The 13,358-nt window shown below is 72.0% G+C and carries 15 protein-coding genes; all 15 read right to left on the bottom strand.

Features of this window, described 5'->3' with window-relative positions; translation table 11 throughout:
- Nucleotides 1-2: 2 nt before the first annotated feature.
- The 15 genes from ABLM29_RS03295 to thrB all read right to left on the bottom strand — a co-directional run bounded on the left by ABLM29_RS03295 (nt 3) and on the right by thrB (nt 13,355).
- Nucleotides 3-917: a F0F1 ATP synthase subunit gamma gene (locus ABLM29_RS03295; protein WP_349712379.1), complete on the bottom strand. Its 915-nt coding sequence runs from the start codon at nt 915-917 to the stop codon at nt 3-5.
- Between the two features lie 6 nt (nt 918-923).
- Nucleotides 924-2,561 carry a F0F1 ATP synthase subunit alpha gene (gene atpA / locus ABLM29_RS03290; RefSeq protein WP_349712378.1) on the bottom strand — a complete coding sequence of 546 codons (1,638 nt, stop codon included), beginning with the start codon at nt 2,559-2,561 and terminating at the stop codon, nt 924-926.
- A gap of 63 nt (nt 2,562-2,624) precedes the next feature.
- Nucleotides 2,625-3,428 (bottom strand): F0F1 ATP synthase subunit delta, encoded by an 804-nt coding sequence (locus ABLM29_RS03285; protein WP_349712377.1) that lies wholly within the window; start codon nt 3,426-3,428, stop codon nt 2,625-2,627.
- A complete protein-coding gene (locus ABLM29_RS03280; protein WP_502889156.1) occupies nt 3,428-3,988 on the bottom strand; it encodes a F0F1 ATP synthase subunit B in 561 nt (186 codons plus the stop codon). The genes ABLM29_RS03285 and ABLM29_RS03280 overlap by 1 nt, the downstream gene beginning before the upstream one ends.
- A 59-nt stretch (nt 3,989-4,047) precedes the next feature.
- Entirely contained in the window at nt 4,048-4,269 is a 222-nt protein-coding gene (gene atpE / locus ABLM29_RS03275) for an ATP synthase F0 subunit C (RefSeq protein ID WP_149726302.1), read from the bottom strand.
- Between the two features lie 83 nt (nt 4,270-4,352).
- The gene (atpB, locus tag ABLM29_RS03270; protein ID WP_349712376.1) at nt 4,353-5,150 is read right to left on the bottom strand and encodes a F0F1 ATP synthase subunit A; all 798 of its coding nucleotides are present in this window, start codon (nt 5,148-5,150) and stop codon (nt 4,353-4,355) included.
- A 9-nt stretch (nt 5,151-5,159) separates the two neighbouring features.
- Nucleotides 5,160-5,405 (bottom strand): AtpZ/AtpI family protein, encoded by a 246-nt coding sequence (locus ABLM29_RS03265; RefSeq protein WP_349712375.1) that lies wholly within the window; start codon nt 5,403-5,405, stop codon nt 5,160-5,162.
- 32 nt (nt 5,406-5,437) lie between these two features.
- Nucleotides 5,438-5,827, bottom strand: a complete 390-nt coding sequence (locus ABLM29_RS03260) for a hypothetical protein (protein WP_349712374.1) — start codon at nt 5,825-5,827, stop codon at nt 5,438-5,440.
- Between the two features lie 135 nt (nt 5,828-5,962).
- Nucleotides 5,963-7,165, bottom strand: coding sequence for a glycosyltransferase family 4 protein (locus tag ABLM29_RS03255; RefSeq protein ID WP_349712372.1), 1,203 nt, complete (start codon nt 7,163-7,165; stop codon nt 5,963-5,965).
- 4 nt (nt 7,166-7,169) lie between these two features.
- Complete coding sequence (locus ABLM29_RS03250) at nt 7,170-7,916, bottom strand: L-threonylcarbamoyladenylate synthase (RefSeq protein ID WP_349712371.1); 747 nt, start codon at nt 7,914-7,916, stop codon at nt 7,170-7,172.
- A 77-nt stretch (nt 7,917-7,993) separates the two neighbouring features.
- A complete protein-coding gene (gene prmC, locus ABLM29_RS03245) occupies nt 7,994-8,851 on the bottom strand; it encodes a peptide chain release factor N(5)-glutamine methyltransferase (RefSeq protein ID WP_349712370.1) in 858 nt (285 codons plus the stop codon).
- Nucleotides 8,852-9,925, bottom strand: a complete 1,074-nt coding sequence (gene prfA / locus ABLM29_RS03240) for a peptide chain release factor 1 (protein ID WP_349712369.1) — start codon at nt 9,923-9,925, stop codon at nt 8,852-8,854.
- Between the two features lie 88 nt (nt 9,926-10,013).
- Nucleotides 10,014-10,232: a 50S ribosomal protein L31 gene (rpmE, locus tag ABLM29_RS03235; protein ID WP_349712368.1), complete on the bottom strand. Its 219-nt coding sequence runs from the start codon at nt 10,230-10,232 to the stop codon at nt 10,014-10,016.
- A gap of 132 nt (nt 10,233-10,364) precedes the next feature.
- Complete coding sequence (rho, locus tag ABLM29_RS03230; RefSeq protein ID WP_349712367.1) at nt 10,365-12,176, bottom strand: transcription termination factor Rho; 1,812 nt, start codon at nt 12,174-12,176, stop codon at nt 10,365-10,367.
- Between the two features lie 270 nt (nt 12,177-12,446).
- Nucleotides 12,447-13,355 carry a homoserine kinase gene (gene thrB, locus ABLM29_RS03225; protein WP_349712366.1) on the bottom strand — a complete coding sequence of 303 codons (909 nt, stop codon included), beginning with the start codon at nt 13,353-13,355 and terminating at the stop codon, nt 12,447-12,449.
- Nucleotides 13,356-13,358 lie beyond the last annotated feature (3 nt).

The following is a 13,358-nucleotide window of genomic DNA, read 5'->3' as shown; positions in this document are numbered from 1 at the left end:
CGTCAGTCGGCCGCGGCCTGGGCGTCGGCGAGCGCGTTCACGCCACCGACGATCTCACTGATCTCCTGGGTGATCCCGGCCTGGCGAGCCTGGTTCGCGATCCGGGTGAACTTCTTGATGAGCTCCTCCGCGTTGTCCGTCGCGGACTTCATCGCCTTCTGGCGGGCGGCGAGCTCGGAGGCGGCCGCTTGCAGCAGGCTGAAGAAGATCCGGCTCTGGACGTACTGCGGGAGCAGCCCGTCCAGCACGCTCGCCGGGGACGGCTCGAACTCGTAGAGCGGCAGCAGGTCGCCCTCGGCGGGCGGCTCCTCCCCCTCGACGACCTCGAGCGGCAGCAGCCGGACCGCGGTCGGCTCCTGGGTCAGCATCGACCGGAACCGGGTGTAGACCACGTGGACCTCGTCGACGTCGCCCTCCTCGCCCTGCTCCTTGAGGAAGGCCTCGATCAGCGCGGAGCCGATCTCGGCGGCCTTGTCGTAGGTCGGCTGGTCGGAGAAGCCGGTCCAGGACTGCACGAACGGGCGCTGGCGGAACTTGAAGTACGCCTCCGCCTTGCGACCGGCGAGGAAGTAGTCGATCTCCTTGCCCTCGTCGCGCAGCCGCTCGCTCAGCCGCTCGGCCTCCTTCAGGACGCTCGAGGAGTAGGCACCGGCCAGACCACGGTCGCTGGTGATCACCAGCACCGCGGCCCGCTTCGGGTTCTCCTCCTCGCGGGTCAGCGGGTGGTCGACGTTCGAGAACGTCGCCACCGCCGACACCGCGCGGGTGAGCTCGCGGGCGTACGGCGTCGCCGCCTGCGCCCGCTGCTGCGCCTTGATGATCCGGGACGCAGCGATGAGCTCCATGGCACGCGTGATCTTCTTCATCGACTCCGTCGACTTGATCCGCGCGCGGTACTCACGCAGCGATACGGCCATGTGGGATCAGCCCCGCTTCTGCTTGACGATCTGCTCCTGCTCGAGCTCCTCGTCACCCAGCGCCTCGGCCGCAGCCTCGTGGCCGACCTTGATGGAGTTGCCCTCGGAGGTCTCGAACTGGTCCAGGAAGGAGTCGTAGGCGGCGGCGAGGCCGTCCTCGACCTCGAACTTGAGCGACTCGCGGATGCTGGCGAGCAGGCCCTCGTGCGAGAGGCGCAGGTAGTCGAGGAACTCACCCTCGAACCGCAGCACGTCGCCGGTGGGGACCTTGTCCAGGCGGCCCGAGGTGCCCAGCCACAGGGAGACGGTCATCTCCTCGACCGGGTACGGCGAGTACGCCGGCTGCTTGAGCAGCGCCATCAGGCGCTGACCGCGGTCCAGCTGCTGACGCGAGGCGGCGTCGAGGTCGGACGCGAACATCGCGAACGCCTCCATCGCGCGGTACTGCGCGAGGTCGACCTTGAGCGAGCCGGTGACGGCCTTCATCGCCTTGGTCATCGCCGCGCCACCCACGCGGGACACCGAGATGCCCACGTCGATCGCCGGGCGCTGGTTCGCCGCGAACAGGTCCGACTGCAGGAAGATCTGGCCGTCGGTGATCGAGATGACGTTGGTCGGGATGAACGCCGAGACGTCGTTGGCCTTGGTCTCGATGATCGGCAGACCGGTCATCGAGCCCGCGCCCAGCTCGTCCGAGAGCTTCGCGCAGCGCTCGAGCAGCCGGCTGTGCAGGTAGAAGACGTCACCCGGGTACGCCTCGCGGCCCGGCGGGCGGCGCAGCAGCAGCGACACGGCGCGGTAGGCCTCGGCCTGCTTGGTCAGGTCGTCGAAGACGATCAGGACGTGCTTGCCGTCGTACATCCAGTGCTGGCCGATGGCCGAGCCGGTGTAGGGGGCGAGGTACTTGAAGCCCGCGCTGTCGGAGGCGGGGGCGGCGACGATGGTGGTGTACTCCAGCGCGCCGGCCTCCTCGAGGGCACCCCGCACCGAGGCGATGGTGGAGCCCTTCTGGCCGATGGCGACGTAGATGCAGCGGACCTGCTTGGACGGGTCGCCCGAGTCCCAGTTCTGCTTCTGGTTGATGATCGTGTCGATCGCCACCGTGGTCTTGCCGGTGGCGCGGTCGCCGATGATCAGCTGGCGCTGGCCGCGGCCGATCGGCGTCATGGCGTCGATCGCCTTGATGCCGGTGGCGAGCGGCTCGTGCACCGACTTGCGCGCCATCACGCCGGGAGCCTGGAGCTCCAGCGCGCGGCGGCCGGTGGTCTCGATGTCGCCGAGGCCGTCGATCGGGGCACCCAGCGGGTCCACGACGCGGCCGAGGTAGCCGTCGCCGACGGGGACCGAGAGGATCTCGCCGGTGCGGCGGACCGTCTGGCCCTCCTCGATCTTGTCGAAGTCACCGAGGATGACGACGCCGATCTCGCGGTCCTCGAGGTTCAGCGCGATGCCGAGCGTGCCGTCCTCGAACTCCAGGAGCTCGTTGGCCATGGCCGAGGGCAGGCCGGCCACGCGGGCGATGCCGTCCGCGGCGGCCGCGACGGTGCCGACCTCTTCCTTGCTGGCAGCGGCGGGCTGGTAGTCCGCGACGTACTTGGCGAGCGCGTCGCGGATCTCGTCGGGACGGATGGAGAGTTCCGTCATCTCAGTGCCTTCTCTCTTGTTCGTGAGGTCTTGAAGTCGGTGGGGGTTCGGCGAGTACGCCGGTCAGCCCGCGATCTTGCGGCGGGCGTCGTCGAGGCGGCTGAGGATCGTGCCGTCGATCACGTCGTCGCCGATCTCGACCCGGAGGCCGCCGATCAGCGCGGGGTCGACCACGACGTTGAGGTGGACCGGGCGGTCGTACTGCCGGGACAGCGCCCCGGCCAACCGGTCCGCGTCCGCGGCGGTGAGCTCGCGCGCGACGTGCACCGTCGCCACGCGCTCACCGAGCACGTCCGCGGCGACCTTCTCGTAGTCCTCGAGGGCGGCGGTCACCGTGCGGTAGCTGCCACCGAGGGCCTGCTTGGTCAGCGCCACCGTGGACGGGAGCGCCTTGCCGGCGAGCAGGTCGTCGACGAGCGACTCCTTGTCCGCCAGCGAACGGGCGGGGTCGGAGAGCGCGCCCCGCAGGCCGGCGTCGCCGTTCACCGCCTCGCGGACCGTGAACAGCTCGGCGACCACGCGGTCGCCCTCACCGCCCGCGGCACGCACCGACGCCACCACGCTGATCTGCTCCAGCGCGTCGGCCAGGTCGCGGGTCCGGGTCCACCGGCGGCCGACAGCGGCCGTCAGCAGGTCCAGCGCCGCGGCGTCGACCTTGCCGCCGAAGACCTCCGTGACCAGGCCCTTGCGGGCCTGCTCCGGCGTGGTCTGGTCGGTGACGAACCGGCGCAGCGCGCCCTCGGCCCGCAGGCTCTGCGCCAGCGAGTAGAGGTCGCCCGCGACGGCGCCGGCCGTGGCCTCGGCCACCCCACCGACCTGGTCGGTGAGGGCGGCCGCGGCCTCGGCGGAAGCACCCCGGAACTGCATCAGGCGTCCTTCCCGACCGTGTCGGCCGACTCGAGCTCGGCGAGGAAGCGCTCCACGACGCGCGCCTGGCGCTCGTCGTCCTCGAGGGCCTCCCCGACGATGCGGCCGGCGAGACCGGTGGCCAGCGTGCCGACCTCGGCGCGCAGCGACGTGACCGCCTGCTGACGCTCCGCGTCGATCTGCGCCTTGCCGGCGTCGACGATCCGCGCGGACTCGGCCTGAGCCTGCTCGCGCATCTCGGCCACGATCGCCGCGCCCTGCTCGCGCGCCTCCTCACGGATGCGCGCAGCCTCGTGGCGGGCCTCCGAGAGCTGCTGCTCGAGCTCGGCGAGCTTGGCGTCGGCCTCGGCCTGCTTGGTCTCGGCCGCGGCCAGTCCGCCCTCGATCGCCGACGTGCGCTCGGCGTACGTCTTCTCGAAGTTCGGAACCACGTACTTCACCACGGCGAAGAACAGGATGCCGAAGACGATCAGGGCGAGGACGACCTCGATCCACTCGACCGCAAGCGGGCTCGGCTCGTGGCCGCCTTCCGCGGCGAGGATCACCATCAGTGACTTCATACTCAGACCTTGTCGATCAGGTGTGGGCTAGGAACGGACGTCGTCGGAGACGACGAGCGTCACTGAGTGCTGGAGCCCGTGAGCACGAAGGCCAGGGCGATGCCGATGATGGCCAGCGCCTCGGCGAGCGCGAACCCGAGGATCGCGATCGACTGCAGGCGGCTCTGCGCCTCGGGCTGGCGGGCAACGCCGTTGATGTAAGCGGCGAAGATGAGACCGATGCCGATACCCGGGCCAATGGCAGCCAGGCCGTAACCGATCATGTTGAGAGAGCCACCCATGGCTACTTTCCTTTCGGGTTGTTTTCTCGTGTGAGAACTGTGGGTTGTGGTCGGGGCTTGATCAGGGGTCGATCAGGGGTTGATCAGTGCTCGTCGGCGAGCGCGCCCTGGATGTACATGGCGTTCAGCAGGGTGAAGACGTAGGCCTGCAGCACCTGCACCAGGAGCTCGAGGAACGCGACCAGGATCGCGAGGACCCAGGCGACGGGGCCGGCCACGTAGCCGATGCCGCCGTGCTCGACGAGGTACAGACCGCCGGTCGCGAACAGCACCAGCAGGATGTGACCCGCGAACATGTTGGCGAAGAGACGGAGGGCCAGCGTGACCGGGCGGACCAGGATGTTGGAGAAGAACTCCAGGGGCACCAGCAGCGGGTACATGATCGGGCTGACGCCCGCCGGCACGCACTGCAGCTTGAGGTAGCCGACGAGCCCGTGCTTGTGGATGCCGACGGCGTTGTAGATCACCCAGGAGAGGCCGGCCAGGGCGTAGGCCATGCTCGCCCGGCTGAACGTCGGGAACTGGATGAACGGGATGCTGGAGAACAGGTTGTTCGCCAGGATGAAGAAGAACAGCGCCGTCAGGTAGGGCACGAACTTCTGGAAGTCGTGGCTGCCGATGATGTCGCGGCCGATGCTGTTGCGCGTGAAGTTGTAGGCCGACTCACCGGCGAACTGCAGCTTGCTGGGCACCATCCCGCGCTGGCGGGCGGCGGCGAACAGGAAGCCGAAGACCACCAGGGCCGAGAGCACGAGCAGGAGCATCGGCTTGGTGACGTCGATGCCGCCGACGGTGAAGACCGGCGGCAGGTCGAAGATCCCAGGACCGGGCGCTTCGAAGCCGCCTTCGGCGGCGAGGGGGGCGCTGGTTGCGAGATTCACCAGGTCTCCTTATTCCGTGTCCTGCGAGTGTGTGTCTGTGGGGTTCTGGGGCGCGGCGTCGTCCGGCGTGAACCGGGCGACCGTCATGTAGATGCCGAGTGCGGCACCCAGCACGACGCCGATCGCCACCAGGAAGTGCGTGTCGAGCCAACGATCAGCGAGCCAGCCCAGGAAACCGTAGAACGCGACCCCGGCCACGATGTAGCCGAACGCGCGCCACGGATCGCCCTTCGGCGAGTCGTCGGGCTGACTCATTGCGGGACGGAGGATAGCAGCCGGTCGGGGGGTCATCGTCCACCGCCCTCGGTGCTCGCCTGGCCACTACGGGCCATGTCACCCGGGACCGGCTCGTAGGCCGGAATCCGGGCGCGCGAAGCGGTCCCCAGGTGCACGCCGGTCCAGACCAACGCACCCAGGATGATCGCGCCGCCGAGCCAGCCGCGGTCCAGGCTCGAGTCGAGCAGTCCCGAGCGGTTGAGCGCGACGAAGACCAGCGCCATCGCCACCACCTGGAAGGTGTAGGTGACGAGGGCGAAGAGCAGCGACGCGGCCGGCATCAGCCGGGCCACGACCTGCACCGCCGCGGCACCGAAGCCGAAGACGGCGACCGCGACCAGGGTCCCGACCACCGCGCCGGCGACGGCCGTGCCGTCGGCCAGGACGGCCGCGCTCGCCACGAGGGCGACACCGCTCGCCAGAACGGCGAGGGCTGAGCTCCGGATCGGAGCTGCGGTCGTCATCATCGGCGGCCGTCCTCAATCGACGTCAGAGGGGGTCCTACAGGTCCCCCAGAGAGTTCGTGAAAGTTATCACTAGGTCCCGAGAGCGTCCGAATCGGCACCCTGTGGAGCCGACTCGGCAGACGGCGCGCGGGGCGGATCCGCGACCGACGTGGTCCTCAGCGGCGCGTGCGCCGCCGGCAGCAGGAAGGTGAGGCCGACCGTCACGGCCAGCGCGGCGAGGATGCCAACCCAGACCAGCGTGCCGGTGAACAGGCTGGCCAGGACGGTGCTGAAGGCGATCAGCCCCGCCCACAGCCACATGATGACCACCGCACGGCGGTGGGAGTGCCCGATCTCCAGCAGGCGGTGGTGCAGGTGCTGCTTGTCGGGCGCGAACGGCGAGCGGCCGGCCCGTGTCCGGCGTACCACCGCCAGCACCAGGTCGGCCAGCGGCACGATCAGGATCAGGACCGGCAGCGCCACCGGCAGCAGCACCGGCAGCAGGCTGGCGCGGGCCCCGTCCGCGCCGGCGGTCAGGTCACCCGGCGAGAACTGGGTGGTGACGGTGATCGCCGTCGCGGAGAGCACCAGGCCCAGCAGCATCGACCCGGAGTCCCCCATGAACAGGCGCGCGGGGTGGAAGTTGTGGGCGATGAAGCCGATGCAGGCGCCGGCCAGCGCCGCGGAGAGCAGCGCACCGGTGGTCGCCCGGGTGACGTCGTTGAGCACGGTCAGCGAGTAGCTGAACAGGAAGAACGCCATCGCGCTGATCCCGATCACGCCGGCGGCGAGGCCGTCCAGGCCGTCGATGAAGTTCACCGCGTTGACCGTGGTGAGCACGATCATCGCGGTCAGCAGGGCGCCCTGCGCCTCGTCGAGGGAGAACTGGCTGCCGTCAGACTGGTAGAACCAGCGGAACTGGATGCCGGAGTAGACCAGGTAGCCGACGGCGAGCACCTGGCCGCCGAACTTGGTGAGCGCGTCCAGCTCGAAGATGTCGTCGAGCACGCCGACGCCGCAGACCAGCGCCCCGGCGATCAGCACCGACCGGGCGTCGTCGAAGACGAACGGTCCGCTGTTGCCGAGGAACGGCAGCTCCTGGGCGACCAGGAAGGCGGCGACCAGGCCGCCGAGCATCGCCACGCCGCCCATGTAGGGGATCGGCTCGGCGTGCACGTCGCGGTCACGGACCTTGGCCACCGCCCCGGTGCGGATCGCGACCTCCCGGGCGACCACGGTGAGCAGGTACGTCACCGCCGCCGCGACCAGGAAGACCAGCAGGTACTCCCGCACCGGGTCACTCCCCTCCGGCCGCCGCGCCCTCGGCGGGCTCGCTCGGCTCGGTGTCGGGCTCGGTGTCGGGCTCGGTGTCGGCTTGGGCGGGCTCGTCGGTCTCGACGGTCACGCCGTACTCCTTCAGCGCCTCGTCCAGCTCCGCGACGGCGATCGCGCCCAGCCGCAGCAGCCGGGGCCGCTCGCCGGTGGCGTCGACGATCGTGGAGGGCGTGGCGCCCGGGGAGTCCCCGCCGTCGATCACCACGGCGACCTTCTCCCCCAGCATCTCCAGCGCCGCGTCCGCGTTCGTGGCGGCGTCCAGCCCGGTCAGGTTCGCCGAGGAGACCGCGAGCGGCCCGGTCCGGTCCAGCAGCTCGCGGGCGGCCGCGTGGTCCGGCATCCGGACCGCGACCGTGCCGCGGGTCTCCCCCAGGTCCCACTGCAGCGAGGGCTGCTGGTGGCACACCACGGTCAGCGGCCCCGGCCAGAACGCGTCCACCAGGCCACGGACGTAGCCCGGCACCCGGGTCGCCAGTGCGTCCAGGGTGGTCGCGGAGCCGACCAGCACGGGCGGCGGCATGTCCCGGCCGCGGCCCTTCGCGGCCAGCAGGCGGGCCACGGCGTCGGCGTCGAAGGCGTCGGCCCCGATCCCGTAGACGGTGTCGGTCGGGAGCACGACGAGGCGTCCCCGCTGGATCGCGAGGCTCGCGGCCTCGACGGCGGCGTCGCGCTCCTCCTCGGAGCCCGTCGGCATGCGCTGCGCAGTCACGGCCCCCATCCTCTCATCGCGAGCACCCGGCGTCGCCAGTCGGAGTCCGGCGCGTCAGCGCCCGACCCGCTTGCGCGTCAGCGCCCGACCCGCCGCGCGGTCAGGTAGCGGGGCCGGTCCGCGAGGTCGCGGTGGTCGCGGACCTCCTCCCAGCGGCCCGCCGCGGCGAAGACCGCGGGCGCCGCCTCGCCCTGGACGTCGGCGTGCTCGACGCCGATCACGCCGCCCGGGCGGAGCAGGTCCGCGCCGCGGCCGGCCAGCACGCGGATCGCGTCCAGGCCGTCGTCGCCGGAGAACAGCGCCAGGTGCGGATCGTGGTCGCGGGCCTCGCGGGCGACCGACTCCCACGCCTCGAGCGGCACGTACGGCGGGTTGCAGACCACCACGTCGACCCCGCCCAGCAGGTCCTCGAAGGCGGTCGCCAGGTCGCCGGCGCGCAGGTCGACCCCGCTGCCGGACAGGTTGCGCCGCGCCCACTCCAGCGCGTCCTCGGAGAGCTCCACCGCGTGCACGTCGGCGGCCGGGACCTCGTGGGCCACGCTCGCGGCGATCGCGCCCGAGCCGGTGCACAGGTCGACCACCACCGGGGTACGCCCGGCGGCGGCCACCGCGGCGGCCGCGTCGACCGCCCACCCGGCCAGGAGCTCCGTCTCCGGCCGCGGCACGAAGACGCCGGGGCCGACCGCCAGCTCGACGTAGCGGAACGCCGCGGTGCCGGTCAGGTGCTGCAGCGGCTCCCGGTCCGCGCGGCGCGCCACCAGGGCGTCGTACCGGGCCGCGGCGGCGTCGTCGACGTGACCGACCAGCGCGAGGCTGGCCCGCGAGGTGCCCAGGACGTGCGCGAGCAGCTCGGCGGCGTCGTACTCGGGGCTGGCGACGCCGGTCTCGCGGAGCCGACCGGCCGCCGCGCGCTGCAGGTCCGCGGGCCTGGCCACTCAGCCCTCCAGCGCGGCGAGGCGGGACGCCATGTCGGCCTCGACGCACGAGTCGAGCAGCGGCTGGAGGTCGCCGTCGAGCACCTGGTCGAGGTTGTAGGCCTTGTAGCCGGTGCGGTGGTCGGAGATCCGGTTCTCCGGGAAGTTGTAGGTGCGGATCCGCTCCGAGCGGTCCACCGTGCGCACCTGGCTGCGCCGGGCGTCGCTGGCCTCGGCGTCCGCGGCGTCCTGGGCGGCCTGCAGCAGCCGCGCGCGCAGGATCCGCATCGCCTGGTCCTTGTTCTGCAGCTGCGACTTCTCGTTCTGGCAGCTCACCACGATCCCGGTCGGCAGGTGGGTGATCCGGACCGCGGAGTCGGTGGTGTTCACGCTCTGCCCGCCCGGGCCGCTGCTGCGGAAGACGTCGATGCGCAGGTCGTTGTCGTGGATCTCCACGTCCACCTGCTCGGCCTCCGGCATCACCAGCACGCCGGCGGCGCTGGTGTGGATGCGGCCCTGGGACTCGGTCACCGGGACCCGCTGGACGCGGTGCACGCCGCCCTCGAACTTGAGCAGCGCGTACGGCGCCTGGCCGGGCTCGGGGCTGCCGGACGCCTTCACGGCGACGGTCACCGACTTGTAGCCGCCGAGGTCCGACGGCGTCGCGTCGATCGCCTCGACCTTCCAGCCGCGGCGCTCGGCGAACCGGCTGTACATGCGGAGCAGGTCGCCGGCGAACAGCGCGCTCTCCTCGCCGCCCTCCCCCGACTTCACCTCGAGCAGGGCGTCCTTGTCGTCGGCCTCGTCGCGGGGCACCAGCAGCCGGCGCAGCCGCTCGGCGGTCTCCTCGCGCTGCGCCAGCAGGTCCGTGACCTCCTCGGCGAACGCCGGGTCGTCGGCGGCGAGCTCGCGGGCGGCCTCGGCGTCCTCACCCAGGCGGGTCCACTCCCGCCAGGTGCCGATGATGCCGCTCAGCTCGGCGTACCGACGGTTGAGCGTGCGGGCGAGCCGGGCGTCCGCGTGGGTCTCGGGGAGCGCGAGACGGCCCTCGAGGTCGGTGTGCTCGGCGAGCATGCCCTCGACTGCTTCGAACACTGCGGGCTCCTGACGTGGCGGGGCGGGTGCGTGGGTAAAACGAAACGCCGGCCCCGCCCCGTGGGGCAGGACCGGCGCTCGAGGGCAGCTACTTCTTGGTAGCGGCCTTGCCGTACTTGGCCTCGAACTTCGCGACGCGACCGCCGGTGTCGAGGATCTTCTGCTTGCCCGTGTAGAACGGGTGGCACTGCGAGCACACGTCGGCGTGGATGCTGCCGGAGGTGGAGGTGCTGCGGGTGGTGAACGAGGCGCCACAGGTGCACGTCACGTCGGTCACCACGTAGTCCGGGTGGATGTCCTTCTTCATGATGTCCTCACAGGAGTTCGAGGGTCCCGGGTCGTCCACGCGGGTTGCGGGACGTGAACCGGAGCCAACCGGTGATTCTACGCGGGTGGTGGGAGCCGGCCCAATCGCCGGATCCCACCCCCGCGCCGGGCGTCAGGCGCCCGCGCGCTGCACCTGGGTGAGCAGCTCGATGTTGGTGCGGGTCGCGCCGAGCCGCTCCGCGAGCGCCACCCCGGCGCCGCGGTCGTCGTCGGCGAGGGTACGCCGGAGCCGGCCCACGATCTCCAGCTCCTGCTCGCTCAGCAGCAGGTCGTCGCGGCTGGTCCCGGAGGCGACCGGGTCGATCGCCGGGAAGACCCGCTCCTGCGCCAGGTCCCGGCGCAGCACGATCTCGGCGTTCGCGGTGCCGGAGAGCTCCTCCAGGATCAGGTGGTCGGTCGTGGAGCCGGTGTCGAACGCCGCCGTCGCCAGGATGGTCAGCGAGCCGCCACCCTCGACGTTGCGGGCCGCGCCGAAGAAGTACTTCGGCGGGTGGACCGCCGCGACGTCGAGGACGCCGTGGCTGACCCGGCCGCCGGCCGAGGCGTGGTGGTAGGCGCGCGCCAGCCGGGTCAGGCCGTCGCAGAGCACCACCACGTCGTGGCCCAGCTCCACCAGCCGCTTCGCGCGCTCGATGGCGAGCTCGGCGAGGCTGGTCTGCTCCGCGGCCGGCCGGTCGAACGTGCTGGCGATGACCTCGCCGCGCACGGCCCGCTGGAACTCGGTGACCTCCTCGGGGCGGGCGTCGAGCAGCACCACCATCAGGTGGCTCTCCGGGTTGTTCGCGCTGATCGAGGCCGCCACCGACTGCAGCAGCCGGCTCTTGCCGGCCTTGGGCGGCGAGAGGACCAGCCCGCGCTGGCCCTTGCCGATCGGCGCCACCAGGTCGATGACCCGGCCGGTGGTGTTCTCCGGCGTCGTCTCCAGGCGCAGCCGGTCGGTCGGGTGGACCGGCGTCAGGCTGTCGAACTCGCCGCGGTTCTTGGCCAGCTCGGGGTCGGCCCCGTTGACGGAGTCGATCCGCACCATCGGGTTGAACTTCTCCCGGCGCTCGCCCTCGCGCGGCTGGCGGACCTGGCCGGCCACGGCGTCGCCGCGCCGCAGGCCGTACTTGCGGACCAGCGACAGCGACAGGTAGACGTCGTCGGCGCCGGCCAGGTAGCCACTGGTCCGCACGAACGCGTAGTTGTCGAGGACGTCGAGGATGCCGGCGGCCGGCACCAGGACGTCGTCCTCGCGCACCTCGGTGTCGGGCTCGCCGCGGCCGCTGCGGCTCGCGCGGTCGCGGCCCCGGCGGCGGCGGTTGCGGCGGCTGCCGCCGTCGCCGTCACCGTCATCGTCTCCGTCGTGGTCGGCCTGCTGCCTGTCGGCCTGCTGCTTGTCGGGCTGCTGCCTGTCGGCCTGCTGCCTGTCGGGCTGCTGCCTGTCGGACTGCTGCTTCTCGGACTGCTTGTCCGACGGCTTCTCGGACTGCCTGTCCGACTGCTTGTCGGCGGGCTTGTCCGCCTGCTTGTCGGCCGACCGGTCCTGCTGCGGCTGCTGGCGCTGACGGCGGCGGGAGCCGCCCTGCGGGGCACCCTCGCCGTCGGCCTTCTCCGCGGGCTTCTCCGCGGACTTGTCCGCCGGCTGCTCCTTCGCGGGCGCGTCCTTCGCGGGCTGCTGCTCCTTCGCGGGCTGCTGCTCCTTCGCGGGCGCGGCCTTCGCGGGCTTCTCCTTGGCGGGGACGTCGGGTCGGGCCGAGCCGGTCTGCTGGGACTGGACGGCCTTGATCGCCTCGATCAGCTGGGCCTTCTTCATCCCGCTGGCTCCGGCGATGCCCATGCTGCCCGCCATCGCCTTGAGGTCGGCGAGCAGCATCGAGTTGAGCCCACCGCGCTTCTTCGCCGGCGCCGACTGCGCCGTGGTGGGTTCGCTGGTTTCGGTCACGTGAGGTCCTTCCCACGTATCACAGCCACCCGCACGCGGCGTTCTCCACCGCCGGTGGCCTCTGGTCAGAATCCCCGGGGCGCGGTCGCGGGACGGTGCCGGCATCGAGAGCGAGCATCGGGCCGGACTGGCCACGGGCTAGCGCCGCGGAGAGCCCGCTGGCGCGCAGTCAATGTACCACCGGGCACCGCTCCCCGCAGGAGGATGCCCGGTGAGCAGCGAGATGGTGGTTTCGAGGCTCGCTGCGCTCGCACCTCAACCACCGACAGGTCAGTCGGCGATGGCGCCGCGCGGGTCGACCGGCAGCACGTGCGCCTGCCACCCGGCCGGGCACCGCCGCACCAGCGCCTCCGACTCGGAGTCGCGGCCGGCGTCGACGAAGGCCAGGACCGTGGGCCCCGCCCCCGACACCACCGCCGGTACGCCGTCGGCGCGGAGCTCGGAGATCAGGGCCAGGCTGTCGGGCATCGCCGGGCGCCGGTACTCCTGGTGCAGCCGGTCCTCCGTGGCGCGGAGCAACTCGTCGGGGCTGCTGGCCAGCGCGGCCACCAGCAGCGCCGCGCGGCCCGCGTTGCGGGCGGCGTCCGCGTGCGGCACCTCGGCGGGCAGCAGCCCGCGCGCGACCTCGGTCGAGACCGGCTCGGACGGCACGAACACGACGGCGCCGACCCGCGGGTCCACGGAGCCGGGCACGGCGTAGAACGAGCCGTCGGGGTCCTGCCCGGAGATCACGAAGCCGCCGTACAGCGCCGGCGCGACGTTGTCCGGGTGTCCCTCGATCCCCGCGGCGAGGTCCAGCAGCGCGGCGTCGTCGAGCAGCAGCCGGCCGCCGGCGACCAGCTCGCGGGCCAGCCAGACCCCGGCCACGATCGCGGCCGAGGACGAGCCCAGGCCGCGGGCGTGCGGGATCACGTTGTGGCAGACCAGCCGCAGCCCCGGCGGGTTCAGCCCCAGCCGGTCGAAGACGGCGCGCATCGAGCGGACCACCAGGTGCCGGTCGTCCAACGGCACCGTGTCGGCGCCGACGCCGTGCACCTCGACCACCAGGCCGGCGGCGATCACCTCGGCCTCGAGGCGGTCGCGCAGGTCCAGCGCCAGCCCGAGCGTGTCGAACCCGGGGCCGAGGTTGGCCGAGGTCGCGGGCACGGAGACCCGGACGGGTCCCTCCACGAAGGTCATCGC

The sequence above is a fragment of the Nocardioides sp. YIM 152588 genome, from assembly GCF_040191335.1.
GTDB lineage: Bacteria > Actinomycetota > Actinomycetes > Propionibacteriales > Nocardioidaceae > Nocardioides.
The sequence above is the reverse complement of the archived record's forward strand: the minus strand, read 5'-3'. Positions and strand labels throughout refer to the sequence as shown.

Coding starts and splice junctions, on each gene's coding strand:
- ABLM29_RS03295 (WP_349712379.1), bottom strand. CDS start 917: ATGGCCGTATCGCTGCGTGAGTACCGCGCGCGGATCAAGTCGACGGAG.
- atpA (WP_349712378.1), bottom strand. CDS start 2,561: ATGACGGAACTCTCCATCCGTCCCGACGAGATCCGCGACGCGCTCGCC.
- ABLM29_RS03285 (WP_349712377.1), bottom strand. CDS start 3,428: ATGCAGTTCCGGGGTGCTTCCGCCGAGGCCGCGGCCGCCCTCACCGAC.
- ABLM29_RS03280 (WP_502889156.1), bottom strand. CDS start 3,988: ATGAAGTCACTGATGGTGATCCTCGCCGCGGAAGGCGGCCACGAGCCG.
- atpE (WP_149726302.1), bottom strand. CDS start 4,269: ATGGGTGGCTCTCTCAACATGATCGGTTACGGCCTGGCTGCCATTGGC.
- ABLM29_RS03265 (WP_349712375.1), bottom strand. CDS start 5,405: ATGAGTCAGCCCGACGACTCGCCGAAGGGCGATCCGTGGCGCGCGTTC.
- rpmE (WP_349712368.1), bottom strand. CDS start 10,232: ATGAAGAAGGACATCCACCCGGACTACGTGGTGACCGACGTGACGTGC.
- thrB (WP_349712366.1), bottom strand. CDS start 13,355: ATGACCTTCGTGGAGGGACCCGTCCGGGTCTCCGTGCCCGCGACCTCG.